The organism is Clavibacter phaseoli (assembly GCF_021922925.1).
GTDB lineage: Bacteria > Actinomycetota > Actinomycetes > Actinomycetales > Microbacteriaceae > Clavibacter > Clavibacter phaseoli.
In genome coordinates this window covers 2,873,805-2,889,091 of record NZ_CP040786.1, presented here as the reverse complement: position 1 = coordinate 2,889,091, position 15,287 = coordinate 2,873,805, and the positions used below count along the sequence as shown (strand labels likewise).

The 15,287-nt window shown below is 73.4% G+C and carries 16 protein-coding genes; 5 read left to right on the top strand and 11 right to left on the bottom strand.

Features of this window, described 5'->3' with window-relative positions; genetic code table 11:
* Nucleotide 1 precedes the first annotated feature (1 nt).
* The 5 genes from FGI33_RS13730 to FGI33_RS13710 are packed head-to-tail and all read right to left on the bottom strand — an operon-like array spanning nt 2 to nt 5,279.
* Complete coding sequence (locus FGI33_RS13730) at nt 2-898, bottom strand: prenyltransferase (RefSeq protein ID WP_119435107.1); 897 nt, start codon at nt 896-898, stop codon at nt 2-4.
* Nucleotides 891-1,259, bottom strand: coding sequence for a lycopene cyclase domain-containing protein (locus FGI33_RS13725; protein ID WP_119435106.1), 369 nt, complete (start codon nt 1,257-1,259; stop codon nt 891-893). The genes FGI33_RS13730 and FGI33_RS13725 overlap by 8 nt, the downstream gene beginning before the upstream one ends.
* Nucleotides 1,256-1,600, bottom strand: coding sequence for a lycopene cyclase domain-containing protein (locus FGI33_RS13720; protein ID WP_119435105.1), 345 nt, complete (start codon nt 1,598-1,600; stop codon nt 1,256-1,258). The genes FGI33_RS13725 and FGI33_RS13720 overlap by 4 nt, the downstream gene beginning before the upstream one ends.
* Nucleotides 1,600-4,212 carry a phytoene desaturase family protein gene (crtI, locus tag FGI33_RS13715; RefSeq protein ID WP_237582024.1) on the bottom strand — a complete coding sequence of 871 codons (2,613 nt, stop codon included), beginning with the start codon at nt 4,210-4,212 and terminating at the stop codon, nt 1,600-1,602. Before crtI ends, FGI33_RS13720 begins: the two co-directional genes overlap by 1 nt.
* Entirely contained in the window at nt 4,209-5,279 is a 1,071-nt protein-coding gene (locus FGI33_RS13710) for a polyprenyl synthetase family protein (RefSeq protein ID WP_237582023.1), read from the bottom strand. Before FGI33_RS13710 ends, crtI begins: the two co-directional genes overlap by 4 nt.
* Nucleotides 5,280-5,323: 44 nt before the next feature.
* Between FGI33_RS13710 and idi the strand changes: the two genes are divergently transcribed.
* On the top strand, nt 5,324-5,890 hold the full coding sequence (gene idi / locus FGI33_RS13705) for an isopentenyl-diphosphate Delta-isomerase (protein ID WP_119402603.1): 567 nt from the start codon (nt 5,324-5,326) through the stop codon (nt 5,888-5,890).
* Between the two features lie 70 nt (nt 5,891-5,960).
* Here idi and FGI33_RS13700 read toward each other — a convergent pair whose 3' ends face one another.
* Entirely contained in the window at nt 5,961-6,839 is an 879-nt protein-coding gene (locus FGI33_RS13700) for a patatin-like phospholipase family protein (RefSeq protein ID WP_119402602.1), read from the bottom strand.
* A gap of 131 nt (nt 6,840-6,970) precedes the next feature.
* Nucleotides 6,971-7,525, bottom strand: a complete 555-nt coding sequence (locus FGI33_RS13695) for a MarR family transcriptional regulator (RefSeq protein WP_237582022.1) — start codon at nt 7,523-7,525, stop codon at nt 6,971-6,973.
* Nucleotides 7,526-7,602: 77 nt separating this feature from the next.
* Here FGI33_RS13695 and FGI33_RS13690 point away from each other — a divergent pair, with 77 nt between their 5' ends.
* Nucleotides 7,603-9,687, top strand: coding sequence for an MMPL family transporter (locus FGI33_RS13690; protein WP_237582021.1), 2,085 nt, complete (start codon nt 7,603-7,605; stop codon nt 9,685-9,687).
* Between the two features lie 76 nt (nt 9,688-9,763).
* Entirely contained in the window at nt 9,764-10,516 is a 753-nt protein-coding gene (locus FGI33_RS13685) for an SDR family NAD(P)-dependent oxidoreductase (protein ID WP_119435453.1), read from the top strand.
* On the opposite strand, the gene FGI33_RS13680 is transcribed toward FGI33_RS13685, so the two are convergent.
* Nucleotides 10,513-11,136, bottom strand: a complete 624-nt coding sequence (locus FGI33_RS13680; RefSeq protein WP_119435454.1) for a TetR/AcrR family transcriptional regulator — start codon at nt 11,134-11,136, stop codon at nt 10,513-10,515. The two genes, FGI33_RS13685 and FGI33_RS13680, sit on opposite strands and share 4 nt — an antisense overlap.
* A gap of 60 nt (nt 11,137-11,196) precedes the next feature.
* Here FGI33_RS13680 and FGI33_RS13675 point away from each other — a divergent pair, with 60 nt between their 5' ends.
* Nucleotides 11,197-11,679, top strand: a complete 483-nt coding sequence (locus FGI33_RS13675) for a DIP1984 family protein (protein ID WP_237582020.1) — start codon at nt 11,197-11,199, stop codon at nt 11,677-11,679.
* A 219-nt stretch (nt 11,680-11,898) separates the two neighbouring features.
* On the opposite strand, the gene FGI33_RS13670 is transcribed toward FGI33_RS13675, so the two are convergent.
* The 3 genes from FGI33_RS13670 to ald all read right to left on the bottom strand — a co-directional run bounded on the left by FGI33_RS13670 (nt 11,899) and on the right by ald (nt 14,583).
* Nucleotides 11,899-12,558: a DUF4190 domain-containing protein gene (locus FGI33_RS13670; protein WP_119433803.1), complete on the bottom strand. Its 660-nt coding sequence runs from the start codon at nt 12,556-12,558 to the stop codon at nt 11,899-11,901.
* A gap of 136 nt (nt 12,559-12,694) precedes the next feature.
* Entirely contained in the window at nt 12,695-13,390 is a 696-nt protein-coding gene (locus FGI33_RS13665) for a DUF4190 domain-containing protein (RefSeq protein WP_119433802.1), read from the bottom strand.
* Between the two features lie 77 nt (nt 13,391-13,467).
* Entirely contained in the window at nt 13,468-14,583 is a 1,116-nt protein-coding gene (gene ald / locus FGI33_RS13660; RefSeq protein ID WP_119433801.1) for an alanine dehydrogenase, read from the bottom strand.
* Nucleotides 14,584-14,747: 164 nt separating this feature from the next.
* Here ald and FGI33_RS13655 point away from each other — a divergent pair, with 164 nt between their 5' ends.
* Nucleotides 14,748-15,239: an Lrp/AsnC family transcriptional regulator gene (locus FGI33_RS13655; protein ID WP_119433800.1), complete on the top strand. Its 492-nt coding sequence runs from the start codon at nt 14,748-14,750 to the stop codon at nt 15,237-15,239.
* Nucleotides 15,240-15,287 lie beyond the last annotated feature (48 nt).

Genomic DNA, 15,287 nt, shown 5'->3' with positions numbered 1-15,287 from the left:
GTCAGGCGTTCGTGAGCCAGTACGCGATGAGGAGCATCGTCACCACGAAGCCGGAGAGGAAGTTGAGGCCGAGGAACCGGCGCCAGCCGCGGTTCGCGGCTCCCGCGTCCTCGTCCCGGATCGACCAGAACGGCGCGGTGCTGAGGATGTACGGGATCACGAGCACGGCCGCGATGATCCCCGGCAGCCCCGTGAAGAGCATCGCGACCCCGGCCGCGGCGTAGGCGAGCACGGCGATCCGCACGGTCACGGCCCCGCCGAGCACGGTCGCGATGGAGGAGATGCCGCCCTCGCGGTCGGCGACGATGTCCTGCACCGCGCCGAACGCGTGCGACGCGACCCCCCACAGGAAGAACGCGACGAGGATCGCCCACAGCGCGGGCGTGAACGCGCCGCCCGCGAGCACGATCCCGTAGACCGCGGGAGACGTGAAGTGCGTGCTGGACGTGAGCGAGTCGAGCACCGGCCGCTCCTTGAAGCGGAGGCCCTTGAGCGAGTACGCGATCACGGCGAAGACGCTCACGGCGAGCACCGCGATGCTGGCCGCGGATCCCACGGCCACGAGGTAGACGAGGAACGGCACGTTCGTGACGAGCACCGCGATGAGCACCGGCCGGTGCATGGCGCGCGCGAGCACCGCGCCCTCCACGCCGCCCTTGCGCGGGTTCCGCATGTCGGACTCGTAGTCGAAGACGTCGTTGATGCCGTACATCGCGAGGTTGTACGGGATGAGGAAGTAGATGATGCCGAGGATCGCCGTCAGGTCGACCTCGCGCGTCACCGTGAGGTACGCGGCCGCGAACGGGAACGCCGTGTTCACCCACGAGAGGGGTCGCGACGACAGCGCGATGGTGCGCAGCATCTCCGCGGCGCCCGGCCGCACGCGCACGTCACTCATGCGCTTCGATCCCGGAGACGGCGCGACGCCGGCGCAGCAGGTACCAGACCGCGGGCAGCAGCACGAGGGCGGCGATCGCGTACGCGAAGTCCTCGATGGGCGCGACGCCGAGGATCAGGCCCACGAGCTTGTCGGGGTCGTAGCCGACGAGGCCGACGCGGATCATGACGTTGTCGAAGATCAGCGTCATCACGAGCAGGATCGCGACGGGCATGCGCCGGTACCAGTAGTACTCGGGGTAGTCGAAGCGGCTGGATCCGTACGGCACCGCGTTCGCCTCGCGCAGCAGCAGGCGGCGGAACAGGAACCCGACGACCGCGACGGGGATCAGGAACAGCAGGTCGAGCACGAGGTAGCTCATCGGTTCGCGCGCTCCCTCGCCCGGGCGACGTGGTGGTCGGCGAGGCGGCTGAACCCGTTGACGAGGTTCATCGTGAGGTAGCAGAGCAGCGTGAGGAAGAAGACCTCCTCGAGCGGCAGCTCCGGGCCCACGAGGATCCCCGTCATGAACGACGTCTCGCCGCGGAAGAAGATGCCCTGCGAGATGCCGGCGACGTCCCACGCGAGGAAGAACGCGACGCCGATGAGGGTCGTGAGCGCCGCCGCCGTGCGGTCCCGCCAGAAGAACAGGCGCCAGCGCCGGTCGATGAGCATCATGCAGCCGATCGCGACGAGCAGCAGCACGAGGTAGACGAGCCCCATCAGACCACCGGGCGGCCGACCGTGCGCACGAGAGGCTCGGCGCCCGGCCCGGTCGACACGTCGCCGCGGAGGCGCTTCACGAGGATCTCCGCGCTGATGAGGCACATGGGCAGGCCGATGCCGGGGATGGTGGACCCGCCGGCGTAGTGCAGCCCGTCGACCTTCTTGCTCGTGTTGCCGGCGCGGAACATGGCCGACTGCGTGAGCGTGTGTGCGGGCCCGAGGATCGTGCCCTTCCAGGAGTGCAGGTCGGCGGCGAAGTCGCCGGGGCCCGAGGTGCGGCGGAGCACGATGCGGTCGGCGAGGTCGGGGATGCCGGCCCAGTCGCTGATCTGCTGGATGGCGCGGTCGGCGATCTCCTCGACGCGCGCGTCCCCGGCGCCGTCGATGCCGCCGCGGCCGATGGTCGGGTCGGCGGGGATCGGCACCAGGATGAAGACGTTCTCGTGGCCCTCGGGCGCGACCGACGGGTCGGTGGCACTGGGCTTGCAGACGTAGATGCTCGCGGGATCCGGCACCGAGGTCGTGCCGCCCTTCGGCGGGAAGATGCGGGAGAAGTTCTCGTCCCAGTCCTCCGTGAACAGCAGCGTGTGGTGGTGCAGCTCGGGCAGGCCGCCCTTCACCCCCAAGTACACGAGCACGGCGCCGGGGCCCGCGGTGGCCTTGTCCCAGTACGACTGCGGGTAGGTGCGGAACGCCTCGGGGATGAGCTCGGTCTCGGTGTGGTGCAGGTCGGCGGTGGAGACGACCACGTCGGCCTCGAGGGTCTCGGTGCCGGCGTCGGTCGTGATCTGCACGCCTCGCGCCCGGGCCCGCCCGGCCTTCGTCGGCTCGGTGAGGATGCGCGAGACGGGCGCGCCGGTGCGGATCTCGACGCCCTCGGCCCGCGCGACGCTCGCGATCGCGTCGATGACGGTGATGAGGCCGCCCTGCGGGTAGAGCACGCCGTCCTCGAGGTCGAGGTGGCTCATCAGGTGGTACATGCTCGGCGCGAGCTTGGGCGAGGAGCCGAGGAACACGGCCGGGTAGCCGAGGATCTGGCGGAGGCGGCGGTCCTTCACGTAGCGGGCCACGTGCGTCTCGAGCGGCGTGAGCAGCAGCTTCGCGAGCGTGCCCGTGCGGGTGACGACGTCGCGCTTCAGCAGCGGCCGGTAGTCGGAGAAGGTCGTGTAGAGGAAGCGCTTCTTCGCGACCTCGTAGACGTCCTTCGCGGAGTCGAGGTAGCGGGCCATCGCGGGGCGGGATCCGGGCTCGACGCTCTCGAACAGGTCGAGGTTCGCCTCGCGGGAGTCGCGGATGTCGATGGGCTCGCTCTCGCCCTCGAAGAGCACGCGGTAGCCGGGCAGGCGCACGAGGTCGAGCTGCTCGGCGGCGCTCGTGCCCATGAGCTTGAAGAAGTGGTCGAACACCTCGGGCATGAGGTACCAGCTGGGGCCGAGGTCGAAGCGGAAGCCGTCCTTGTCCCAGGAGCCCGCGCGGCCGCCGACCTCGTCGCGGCCCTCCACGAGGGTGACGCGGTAGCCGTCGCGGGCGAGGAGCGACGCGGAGGCGAGGCCGGCGATCCCGCCGCCGATCACGATGGCGGTGGGTGCGGTCATGGCGCTCTCCTGCTGCTCGGGGTCGGACGGGGCGGGCTGGGTCGGGGCGGGACGGACTGCGTGCACGCGGGGGGCGCGCGAGCGGCGGACGAGGCGGCCGTCGACGCCGGAGGGCTCGGCTCCCGCGGCGGCGGCGAGCGCGATGCGGGCCTTGACGGGATCCGGCACCCGCACGCGCGTGCGCACGAGCTCCGACGCGGGCGTGTCGCGCAGGCGCACGGTGAGCTCGGCGAACAGGCCCTGCGCGAGCGCGACGGCACGGCGGCTGGAGGCGGGGAGGTCGGGGATCACGGCGCCGGACATGCGCAGGTCGTGGTCGATGTCGTCGAGGATGCGCTCCTTGTCGGCCTCCGAGAAGGTCTGGACGTCGACGCCGGGGAAGTAGCTGCGGCCGAGCGCGCCGTGGTCGGCGGCGAGGTCGCGCAGGAAGTTGACCTTCTGGAATGCGGCGCCCAGGCGCTTGGCGCCCTCCTCGAAGCGGATCCGCTCGGGGCGCGTGGTCGCGTGGCCGACGAGGAACGCGCGCAGGCACATGAGGCCGACGACCTCGGCGGATCCGTAGACGTACTCGGTGAAGGACGCCGGGGTGTGCTCCATCCGCCGCAGGTCCATGCGCATGGAGGCGAAGAACGGCGCGGTGAGCTCGGCGCCGAATCCGGCGCGGCGGGCGGTGATCGCGAAGGCGTGCACCACGAGGTTCGTGCTGTAGCCGCGCAGCATCGCGTCCTCGGTCTCCTGCTCCAGCGCATCCAGCAGGGCCTCGACGTGCGCGGGATCCACGCCGGCGCCGGCCGCGGCGCCGTCGACGATCTCGTCGGCCACGCGCACGAGCGCGTAGACGTTCTCGATGTGCTGGCGGACGTCGGCGCCGAGCAGGCGCGACGCGAGCCCGAAGGAGGTGGAGTAGCGGCGGATCACGACGGAGGCCGTCTCCTGCGCCACGCGGTCGTACTTCTCGAGGCCCGTGGGTGCCTCGGGGGCGGCGGGCCGGCGGCCGGGGAGGCGACGCGTCATCGGATGCGCCCGAGCACGGACTCCGCGACGGGCGCGAGCTCCCGGCGGAGGGCCTCCGGCACCACCGGGTCGTCGAGGCGCGCCACGGCGGCGACCGCGAGGTCCCGCGCCACGCCCTCGGCGTAGGCGCGCGCGCCCGAGCTCTCCAGCACCGAGCGGACGAGCGCCGCCTCGCCACGGGAGAGGTCGTCCTTGCCGACGAGCGAGCTGATCTCGCCCCACTCCGACGAGCGGACGGCGTGCGCGATGAGCACGGTGCGCTTGCCCTCGCGCAGGTCGCCGAGGTTGGTCTTGCCGGTCTCCTGCTCGTCGCCGAAGACGCCGAGCACGTCGTCGACCACCTGGTAGGCGATGCCGATGTCGCGGCCGAAGTCGCCGAGCGCGGAGACGATCGCGGGGCTCGCGCCGGCGAGCACGGCGCCCGCCTGCAGCGGCGCCTCGAACGAGTACACGGCGGTCTTGAGGCGCTCCATGCGGAGGATCTCGTCGACGCTCGGCACGTCCGCGGTGAGGGAGAACTCGACGTCGATGAGCTCGCCCGCGGCGGACGCGAACACGGCGTCGTCGAGGATCTCCATCAGGTGCGACCGGGTGAGGTCGCGCACGCCGCTCGCGTCGATGAGGCGGTACGCGTTGACGAGCGCCAGGTCCCCCGCGATGACGGCGGCCGACATGCCGCGGTGCTCGGCGAGCGGCTGGGGCAGGCCCTGCGTGGTGGCGATGTCGCGGTAGGCGCCGGAGACGTTGGGGCCGCCGCGCCGGGTGAAGTCGCGGTCGATGACGTCGTCGTGGACGATGAGCGCGGTGTGGAGCATCTCGAACGCGGCGCCGACGTGGGCCGCGGCCTGCACGTCCTGGCCGCCGAGGCCGTCGTACGCGGCCATGACCATGCGGGGGCGGAAGCGCTTGCCGCCCGCGGTGTTCGACTCGAGCGTGCGCCACAGCTTCACGTACTCGGGGCCCATGACCTCGGCCCGGACGAGCGAGCGGGCGAAGAACGCGTCCAGCACGCCGTTCACATGGGCCTGCCTCGTCGTGGAGACGGCAGCGAGGTTGGTGGCGTCCACGGATGAAACCTAACATCGAGGGGGTAACGGAAAGCAGGGAGCGCATGTCACAGCACACCGAGCTCGTCGTCCTCCTGGACGACGACGGCGAGACCATCGGGACGGCGCCCAAGGCGACGGTCCACACCCGCGACACCGCGCTGCACCTCGCGTTCTCGTGCCACGTCTTCGACGCCGAGGGGCGGATCCTCGTCACGCGCCGCGCCATCGGCAAGCTCACCTGGCCGGGCGTCTGGACCAACTCCTTCTGCGGCCACCCCGCGCCCGGCGAGGACATGCTCGAGGCCGTGCACCGCCGCGCCGAGCAGGAGCTCGGGCTGACGCTCGCGTCGGTCGAGCTCGTGCTGCCGGACTTCCGCTACCGCGCCACCGACGCCGCGGGCGTCGTCGAGAACGAGATCTGCCCGGTCTTCCGCGCCGTGGCCGCGACGCCGGTGGACCCGCGGCCCGAGGAGGTGGGCGAGTTCCAGTGGGTGGATCCCGAGGAGCTCATCCCCGCGGTCGCCCACACGCCGTGGGCCTTCAGCCCGTGGCTCACGCTCCAGCTGCCGCTGCTCTACCCGGAGCACGCGGCGCACGCCGGGCTCGCGGACGCGGTGCCCGCCGCCTGATCCCCACCCCGCACCACGAGGGACCCGGCAGCGTTCGCGCGGCCGGGCCCCTCGACGTCGTGCGGGGGGATCAGCCCCAGAAGGCGCGGATCTCCTCGGCCAGGCGCTCGGCCTGGCGGCGGCCCGCCTCGGCGGACGCCTTCCGGGTCGAGAGCAGGAGCGAGTTCTCGCCGAAGGCGGCCGTGCTCTCGGCGTCGGCCTGGATCACGAGCACGTCGGCCCGGCCGCGGAGCTGCTGCACCACGGTGGAGAGCGTCGGGCCCATGCCGCTCTGCGGAGCCTCGGGGCCGCACGCGACGACGAGGATCCGCTCGTGGTCGGCGACGACGTCGGCGTTCGTGCCGGAGCGCATGCCGCCGTCCATGTAGGGGCGGCCGTCGATGGTGACGGGCGGGAAGACGCCGGGGACGGCGCAGCTCGCGGCGGACGCGCGCACGAGGTCGGCGCCGGACTCCTTGTCGAACACGGTGAAGCGGCCGGTGCCGGCGTCGACCGCGGTGATGCGGAGATCCTGCTCGGGCCAGTCGCGGATGGGCAGCAGCTGGCCGATGCGCTCGACGCTCGCCGCGTCGTCCACCTCGGGGTCGTACTCCTCGAGCGCGAACTCGCCGATGCGCTGGCGCGTGGGGATCTCGCCCTCGGTGCTCGCGACGCCCTCGCCGATGACCTCGACCGTGCGCGCGAGGTCGCGGCTGCCGGTCGGCTCGGCCATGCCGGCCACGTCGACGAAGTGCTCGTCGTAGGCGGCGTCGATGGCGCCCGCGCGCAGGTTGATCGCGACGACGGATCCGGCCGAGGTGCCGACGACCGTGTCGGCCGCGCCGAGGTCCACGCCCGCGGCGATGAGGCCCGAGAGCAGTCCCGTCTCCCACGCGATCCCGGCGACGCCGCCGCCGCCCAGCACCAGTCCCCGCGTCGGCGTGGTCGTGTCCCGCTCGGTCCCGCTCATGGTCCTCCTCTGCCGCGTGCCCGCAGGCCGCGTGCGCGTCGTGGTGGTGGTGGTTGATGCGGGTCCATCATCCCCGAACACGGTGGACGCCGCCCGAGCGCCGGGTGCACGCGCGGTGGACGGGGACGGGATCATCGAGCGGCGGGCGGCTCCGCGCCGACCCCGGATCCCGCGGGACCCGCGGCCGCCTCCCGGTAGACCTCGCGCACCTCGCCGAGGAACCGCATCACGGCGGCGCGCTCCTCGTCGGTCAGGGCGTCGGCGGCGCGCGCGACGCCGCCGATCATGGGCATCAGCTCCGCCATGGCACGGCCGACGGACGCGGGCCGCGGGACCACGACGACGCGGCGGCGGTCGTGCGGATGCGGGCGGCGGTCGACGTGGCCGACCTCGACGAGCCGGTCCACCACGAGCGTCGCGGCGGCGGTGGAGATCCCGAGGCGGCCCGCGAGCTCGGTGGGCGACAGCGACCCCTCCTGGATGAGGTGCTCCATCGCCTTCATGTCGGTGGCGTTGACCTCGAGCACGGCGCCGAGCCGGCGCTCGAACCCCGCGGCGAGGCCCAGCACGTCGCGCAGGATCCGGCCGAGCTCGCCGGCCTCGTGCGCCTCGGCCGGGACGCCCGTCCCCGGTGCCGGGACGGCGGCGGGCGCGTCCGGATCGGGGCGGGGACGGGCGCGGGGCATGGCGCCATCGTACGCCGGAGGTAGCTAAGGCGCTTGACCATCAGTAGGCTGACGATCAACGCACGTCTGGAGGACCCGTGAGATCCATCGCCCGCTTCGTCAGCTCCCGCCGCACCGCCTGGATGGCGCTCGTCGCGGCGGCCGTCGCCGTCGCCGCCCTGTTCGCCTTCCTGCCGAAGGGCGAGGCGGACGCGTTCCCGCCCTCGGGCCTGCCGGAGTCGAGCCAGGCGCGGCAGGTGAGCGAGCTGCTCGAGCGGTTCCCGAGCGCGGACACGACGGTCGGGATCCTCGTCTTCAGCCGCGACGGCGCCGCCCTCACCGACGCCGACACCGCCGCGATCGCGCAGCGCGCCCAGGCGCTGGCCACCGGATCCATCGCCCCGCGGGCCGTCGTGCCGCAGACCAGCGACGACGGACGCGCGGCGCTGGTCGCCGTGCCGCTCGACGCGTCCGTGGTCGCCGACGACGTCGCCGGGGCGGCCGAGGCCCTCCGCACCACGGCCGCGGACGGCCTCCCGGACGGGCTCGTCGCGCAGCTCACCGGCCCCGTCGGCTTCCAGGCCGACATCGCGAACGCGTTCGCGGGCGCCGACTTCCGGCTGCTGCTCGTGACGGTGCTCGTGGTCGCGGTCCTGCTCATCGTCACGTACCGCAGCCCCGTGCTCTGGATCGTCCCCCTCGTCGTGGTCGGCGTCGCCGACGGCCTCGCTCGCGTGGTCGTGACGGCCTTGGCGGAGCCGCTCGGGATCACGATCGACGCCTCGATCGGCGGGATCCTCTCGGTGCTGGTCTTCGGCGCCGGCACGAACTACGCGCTGCTGCTCGTGGCGCGCTACCGGGAGGAGCTGACGCGCCAGGAGGACCGCCACGCGGCCATGCTCACGGCGGTCACGAGCGCGGGACCCGCCATCGCGGCGAGCGGCGGGACGGTCGCGCTCAGCCTGGTGACCCTGCTGCTCGCCGAGCTCTCCGGCAACCGAGCGCTCGGCTTCGCATGCGCGATCGGCGTGCTCATCGCGATCGCCGCGGCCCTGCTCGTGCTGCCCGCCGCGCTCGTGGTCTGCGGCCGGGGCCTGTTCTGGCCGTTCATCCCGCGCGCCGGGACCGACGCCGACCACGGCGGGAAGCCCGGCGTGTGGCGGCGGCTCGGCCTCCGGGTCCGGCGCCGCCCCGCGGTCGTGGCCGTCGCGGCCCTCGCGGGCGTCGGCGTGCTCGCGCTCGGCCTCGTCGGCGCGCGCGTCGGTCTGTCGCAGACGGACCAGCTGCTCGGCGACCCCGAGTCGGTCGCGGCCCAGGAGGTCGTCGACGCCTCGTTCTCCGCCGGCCTCACGGCGCAGACCGTCGTGCTCGCGCCGGATGCGGTGGCCGCCGACGCGGTCGCCACCGCCCTGTCCGTCCCCGGCGTCGCGGGCGCCCGAGCCGGCGAGTCGGCGGAGGGCCGCGCCCGCATCGACGTGCAGCTCGACGCCGAGCCCGAGAGCGCGGCCGCCTTCGCGGCCGTGCAGGACCTCCGCGACGCCTACGCGGACGCGCCGGGCGCGGAGTCCACGACGCTCGTGGGCGGCAGCGACGCCACGGCCGCCGACACCGCCGCGTCGTCCGAGCGCGACCAGGGGCTGATCATCCCGATCATCCTGGCCATCGTCTTCGTGATCCTCGGCCTGCTGCTGCGCTCGCTGGTGGCCCCGGTGCTCCTCATCGCGAGCGTGCTGGCCACGTTCTTCGCGAGCCTCGGCGCGGCGAACGTCCTGTTCCAGCAGGTGCTCGGCTTCCCCGCGTTCGACGCGAACGTGGTGCTGTTCGCGTTCCTCTTCCTGGTGGCACTGGGGGTCGACTACAACATCTTCCTCGTCACCCGGGCGCGCGAGGAGCGGCGCCTGCACGGCACGCGCGAGGGCATGGTGCGGGCTCTCGCGTCGACGGGCGGCGTGATCACGAGCGCGGGCATCCTGCTCGCCGCGGTCTTCGCGGTGCTCGGCGTGCTGCCCGTGGTGGCGCTGACGCAGATCGGCGTCATCGTCTGCATCGGCGTGCTGCTCGACACGCTCGTGGTGCGGACGCTCCTCGTGCCGGCGCTGGTCTTCCTGCTGGGCGACCGGTTCTGGTGGCCGTCGGGCCGGGCAGGGCGGCACGCGGCCGAGGTCGAGGCCGTCGCGAGCTGACCCCCACCGCTATATGGCACCGCGTGCCATAATGATCGGGTCGGCGACGAGGCCGACCCGACAGCGGAGGAACGACATGACCCAGGACCAGCAGTTCGGCGGACGCACCGCCATCGTCACCGGAGCCGGCAGCGGCATCGGCCGCGCCTCGGCGCTGCGCTTCGCCCGGGAGGGCGCGCGCGTGATCGCCGCGGACGTCTCGGCCGAGCGGCTCGACGCGCTCGTCGCGGAGGAGCCCGACCTCGACCTCGTGCCCGTGGTGGGCGACATCACCACGGAGGACGGCGTGCGGGCGATCGTCGCCGCGGCCGACGGCCGGGTCGACGTGCTCGCGAACGTCGCCGGGATCATGGACGGCTTCCTGCCGGCCGCGGAGGTCGACGACCGCACGTGGGACCTCGTGTTCGCGGTGAACGTCACCGCCGTCATGCGCCTGACGCGCGCGGTGCTGCCGCTCATGGTCGAGGCCGGGAAGGGCGCGATCGTCAACATCGCCTCCGAGGCCGCGCTCCGCGGATCCGCCGCCGGGCTCGCGTACACCGCCTCGAAGCACGCGGTCGCCGGCATGACCAAGAACACGGCCGTCCTCTACGCGGGTCAGGGCATCCGCGTGAACGCGGTGGCGCCGGGCGCGACAAACACGGCGATCGAGGCGCCCATGCGCTCGGAGCTCACCGGCCGGGTCCTCGGGCCGATCATGCAGACGATCGTGCCGGCGCCGGTCGAGGCCGACGAGATGGCGAACTCGGTGATCTGGCTCGCGAGCGACCAGGCCAGCAACGTCAACGGCGTGATCCTCGCCTCCGACGGCGGCTGGTCCGCGATCTAGCGGGCGTCGATCTCGCGGGCGTCGCCGGGGAGCGCGAGCGCACGGACGGCCCGGCGGATCGCGTCGTCGGGCCGCTCGTCGTCGGATCGGGTCGCCCACCATCGCAGGGCCGTGTGGCTCGCCGACGCGAGCGCCTCGGCGACCACGGCCGCCTCGAGCGTGCCGCGGAGGTCGGGCAGGCCGCGCGCCACGAACTCGGCGAGCGCGGGCGACGCGGCCGTGATCCGCGGTGACGACCGGCTGTGCAGATCCGGGTGCGCGTCGATGATCCGCAGCCGCACCCGCGTCATGCCGAGGTCGAGGAAGCGCGGTCCGAGCGCGCCGACGAACGCGTCCGCGTACGCCTCCCCCAGCGGCCGGTCACCCGGGCCCTCGCCGAGGAGGCGCTCGAGCTCCGCGCCGACGACGTCGGCCCCCGCCCACACCAGGTCGGCCTTGGTCGGGAAGTAGCGGAAGAGGCTGCGGCGGCCGACGCCCGCGGCCTCGGCGATGTCGGCCATGCTCACGGCCTCGTAGCCGCGCTCGGCGAACAGGCCGATGGCCGCGCGGGCGAGCTCCTGCGGGTCGATCGCGGCGGGGCGGCCGAGGGCGGGCCGATCGCTCGGCGGGGTCGACGGCATGTCGGGAATGGTATCCCGGCGCCCGTCCCCGGACCGGCGGCGCTGTGGCACGGTGGACGCATGAGACTCGCCGAGGCGCTGATGGAACGGTCCGACCTGCAGAGGCGCGTCGAGTCGCTGCGGAGCAGGATCCAGGCGAGCGCCCGGTACCAGGAGGGCGAGGATCCGGCGGAGGACGCGGCCGCGCTGCTCGAGGAGGCCGTCGAGACGGTCGACCGGCTCGCGGGGCTCGTGACGCGGATCAACCTCACCAACACGGCGGCCCGCCTCGACGACGGCACGCCCCTCACGTCGGCGCTCGCCCGGCGGGACGCGCTGCGGACGCGGCACGGGATCCTCGTGGACGCGGCCGACGCCGCCTCCGGCCGGGGCGGCGGCGGCTCGTACGCGCCGCGGCAGATGCGGAGCGAGCTGCGGCAGATCGCGGCGCTGCCGATCCGCGAGGTGCGCGACCGGGCCGACGACACGGCGCGGGAGCTCCGCGAGCTCGACGCCCTGATCCAGCGCGCGAACTGGGAGGTGGAGGTGGTCGACGAGGCGTAGGGGCGAGTCGGTAGTCGTCCGGAGCGGGCACACCCCGACGGATCGGCGGGCAATCCGATCCACCTGTGGCGCGGAGGGCAGCGCACCCGGCGAGAGCCGAGCACGAGTCAGCCCCGCACCTCGCACCGGGGACGGTGCACGGGTACAGCTCACCACCACGTGCCGGTCGGACGACGAGGGAGGGTTCGGGGACCTCGCCCCCACGTCGGGCCGCCGGGGCTATCCCGCGCTGTGCCGGTAGTCGAGCATGTCGAACGCCGTCACCTGGCACGACGCCGCCTCGTCCCGTCCCGTCACGGTGTCCTCCGCCAGGATCCGGTCCGCCACCCGGAGCCGGCAGGAGACGGTGCCGCCCGTCTCGCCGAGCACGGCGGTGACGCTGAAGTAGTCGCCGGCGGAGTAGGCGGCGTCGGTGAGGTAGACGTCGTGCTCCTGGGTGAGGGGGAGGTCATCCGCCGGCTCGTCGCGGTACTCCTCGTTCAGGCCGCCCAGCCAGATCGTGCGCACCTGGGGCGCGCTGCCGCTCAGCTCCACGGTGAGCGTGACCGGGTAGACGACCTCGGGGGTGCCGGGCGTCGTCGGCACCGGGCTGGACGCGGTGTCCGGGGGCGACGGCGGGTACGTGTCGAGCACCAGGCCGACGATCGTCGTGATCGCGATCGCCCACGTCACGAGCGCCACGACGTTGAGCGCCAGCCCGGTGATCGCCAGGGGTCGGGAGTTCCGCTGCCGCTTGCGGGTGAGCGCGAGGATCCCGAACACCGCACCCACGACGGCGAGGAGCCCGGTGACGAGATCCAGCACCGGCACCAGGGCGCCGACGAGCGCCAGGACCGCGAGCACGACGGCGGTCCACGCCGCCTCGTTCCGTCCCCGCACCGGGGCGACCGGCGGAGAGGGCGATGCCGCTGGATCCCGCGGAGGCGTCGCCGGGCCGTAGGGGGTCGATCCCGTCACGCGCGGGCTCGCGACCGGGACGCGGTTCCGACGCCCGGACGACGCATCGGCCGGCGCATCACCCGGCGATGTCCCGCAGGTCCTCCGCCGTGGCGGTGCAGGTGACCGTGGCGCCGTCGCCCTCGGCCCGCTGCTCGGTGACGATGTGGTCGCCCACGAGGATCCGGCAGGTGATGTCGCCGTCCGCCGAGACCGCCGGGTCGACGCTCGCGACCGCGCTCACGGAGAACGCCGCCATGTCGAAGGCGGCGGTGTCGGGGATGACGACCTCGCGGCTGAACGGGAGCGGCTGGTCGGACGCCTGCTCGGAGCCGACGGAGCCGCCGACGGACGTGGTCCAGAGCACGCCCGCGGTGACCGTGCCGCCCGTGCCCTCAACTTGGTAGGTGACGTGCGGCTCGTCGGATGCCTCCGCCGACGACCGCGACTCGGACTCGCGCACCGCGCCCGTGATGGCCGTGACGATGCCCGCCGTGTAGACGATCGCGAGCACGATCGAGAGGATCAGCGCGATCGCGCTCAGGACGAGGCCGCCGAGCGCCATGCCCTTGGGCCGGTCCCTGAGGATCAGGCCGATGATCCCGAGCACGATGCCGACGACCGCGAGGAACCCGGACACGTAGTTCACGAGCGGGATGACCGAGCCGATGAGCGCGAGCCCGCCGACGATGAGCGCGGCGATGCCGACGCCGTTGACGGCCTTCCGCTCGCGGGGTGCGCTGGAGTCGGGTTCGGGCGCGTAGCGGAAGGTCATGCGTCGACCCTGCCAGGGATGCGGGCGGATCCGGCCGTCGCGGGGTCACGATCCCGCGACGGCCTCGGGCGCGTGGGCTAGGCGAGCACCTCGGCGACCGGCGTCAGCGGCATGTCGAGCGCCGCCGCGACGTGCGAGTTGGTCACGTGGCCGTCGTGCACGTTGAGGCCGAGGGCGAGCGCGGGATCCTCCGCGAGGGCCTTCTTCCACCCCTTCTCCGCGAGCGCGATCACGTACGGCAGCGTCGCGTTCGTCAGCGCGCGCGTCGAGGTCTCCGGCACCGCGCCCGGCATGTTGGCGACGCAGTAGTAGACGCTGTCGTGCACGTCGAAGGTGGGGTCGTCGTGCGTGGTGGGGCGGGAACCCTCGAAGCAGCCGCCCTGGTCGATGGCGATGTCGACGAGCACGGCGCCCTTCTTCATCGTCGCGACCATCTGGTCGGTCACGAGCTTCGGGGCCTGCGCGCCGGGGATGAGGACCGAGCCGATCACGAGGTCGGCGTCCTTCAGCTGCGCCGCGATCTCGTACGCCGAGGAGACGCGCGTCTGCACCTGCCCGCCGAAGCGGATCTCGAGCTCGCGGAGCCGGGGGATCGAGAGGTCGATGATCGTGACGTCGGCGCCCATGCCGAGCGCGTTCGCCGCCGCGTGCTCGCCCGCGACGCCGCCGCCGATCACGACGACGCGCGCCTTCGGGGTGCCGGGGACGCCGCCGAGGAGGATCCCGCGCCCGCCGGCCGCGCGCATCAGGTGGTACGCGCCGACCTGGGTGGAGAGCCGGCCGGCGACCTCGCTCATCGGCTGGAGGAGCGGCAGCTGGCGGTTCGGCAGCTGCACCGTCTCGTAGGCGATGGCCGTGGTGCCGGAGGCGACGAGCGCGTCCGTGCAGGGCCGCGACGCCGCGAGGTGCAGGTAGGTGAAGAGGGTCTGGCCGGGGCGCATGCGCGGGTACTCCTCCGCGATGGGCTCCTTCACCTTGAGCAGCAGGTCCGCGGCGCCCCACACCTCGTCGGCCGTAGCGACGATGGTCGCGCCCGCCTCGACGTAGTCGGCGTCGGTGATGCTGGATCCGAGTCCCGCGCCCTCCTGCACGAGCACCTCGTGGCCGCGGCGCACGAGCTCGTGCACGCCCGCGGGCGTGGCGGCGACCCTGTTCTCGTTGTTCTTGATCTCGGTGGGGATCCCGACCTTCATGCGTGCTCCGTCTCGTCTCCCCGCGAGGTGCGGCCGGCGGCAGCGATGCGGGAGGGCGAGACTCATGGTGGCCATCGTGCGTTTCAAACGCGTTAACTCCGTAGGATCGTCGGTGCGGATCGCCTCACCTGCGCGATCCTTCGCCCCGACAGCGAGAATGGCCGATGCCGACGAAGGAAATGCGGGCGCCCGAGCCGCTCGACGCGATCGACCGGAAGCTCGTCGCCCTCCTCCGGGCCGACGCGCGCACCCCGAACAGCCGCCTCGCCGAGCAGGCGGGCATCGCGCCGTCGACGTGCGTGACCCGGGTGCGCGGCCTCGTGGAGCGCGGCGTGATCACCGGATTCACCGCCACGATCGACGCGGACGCGGTGGGCGTGGGCCTGCAGGCGCTCATCAGCATCGCGATCCGCGCGGGCGCCCGCCACGAGATGGCCCGCTTCGCCGACGAGATGCGCGAGCTCGCCGACGTGGTGCAGCTCTTCTTCCTCGGCGGATCCGAGGACTTCATCGTCCACATCGCCGTCCGCGACAGCGACCACCTCCGCGACTTCGTCCTCCAGCACCTCTCGGCGCACCCGGCCGTGGCGTCGACCCGCACGAGCGTGGTGTTCGACCACCACTACTCGGGGCCGGCGGTGGGCGAGGGGCCGTAGCCTCCCGCCCGCCGCCGGACCAGCGCGACCCGACCGCGAGGCGGACCT

Excerpts from the sequence above, each read along its gene's own strand:
- FGI33_RS13665 (WP_119433802.1), bottom strand. The coding sequence starts at position 13,390 with ATGACCTTCCGCTACGCGCCCGAACCCGACTCCAGCGCACCCCGCGAG.
- crtI (WP_237582024.1), bottom strand. The coding sequence starts at position 4,212 with ATGACGCGTCGCCTCCCCGGCCGCCGGCCCGCCGCCCCCGAGGCACCC.
- FGI33_RS13695 (WP_237582022.1), bottom strand. The coding sequence starts at position 7,525 with ATGCCCCGCGCCCGTCCCCGCCCCGATCCGGACGCGCCCGCCGCCGTC.
- FGI33_RS13720 (WP_119435105.1), bottom strand. The coding sequence starts at position 1,600 with ATGGGGCTCGTCTACCTCGTGCTGCTGCTCGTCGCGATCGGCTGCATG.
- FGI33_RS13680 (WP_119435454.1), bottom strand. The coding sequence starts at position 11,136 with ATGCCGTCGACCCCGCCGAGCGATCGGCCCGCCCTCGGCCGCCCCGCC.
- FGI33_RS13725 (WP_119435106.1), bottom strand. The coding sequence starts at position 1,259 with ATGAGCTACCTCGTGCTCGACCTGCTGTTCCTGATCCCCGTCGCGGTC.
- ald (WP_119433801.1), bottom strand. The coding sequence starts at position 14,583 with ATGAAGGTCGGGATCCCCACCGAGATCAAGAACAACGAGAACAGGGTC.
- idi (WP_119402603.1), top strand. The coding sequence starts at position 5,324 with ATGTCACAGCACACCGAGCTCGTCGTCCTCCTGGACGACGACGGCGAG.
- FGI33_RS13730 (WP_119435107.1), bottom strand. The coding sequence starts at position 898 with ATGAGTGACGTGCGCGTGCGGCCGGGCGCCGCGGAGATGCTGCGCACC.
- FGI33_RS13655 (WP_119433800.1), top strand. The coding sequence starts at position 14,748 with ATGCCGACGAAGGAAATGCGGGCGCCCGAGCCGCTCGACGCGATCGAC.
- FGI33_RS13685 (WP_119435453.1), top strand. The coding sequence starts at position 9,764 with ATGACCCAGGACCAGCAGTTCGGCGGACGCACCGCCATCGTCACCGGA.
- FGI33_RS13700 (WP_119402602.1), bottom strand. The coding sequence starts at position 6,839 with ATGAGCGGGACCGAGCGGGACACGACCACGCCGACGCGGGGACTGGTG.
- FGI33_RS13675 (WP_237582020.1), top strand. The coding sequence starts at position 11,197 with ATGAGACTCGCCGAGGCGCTGATGGAACGGTCCGACCTGCAGAGGCGC.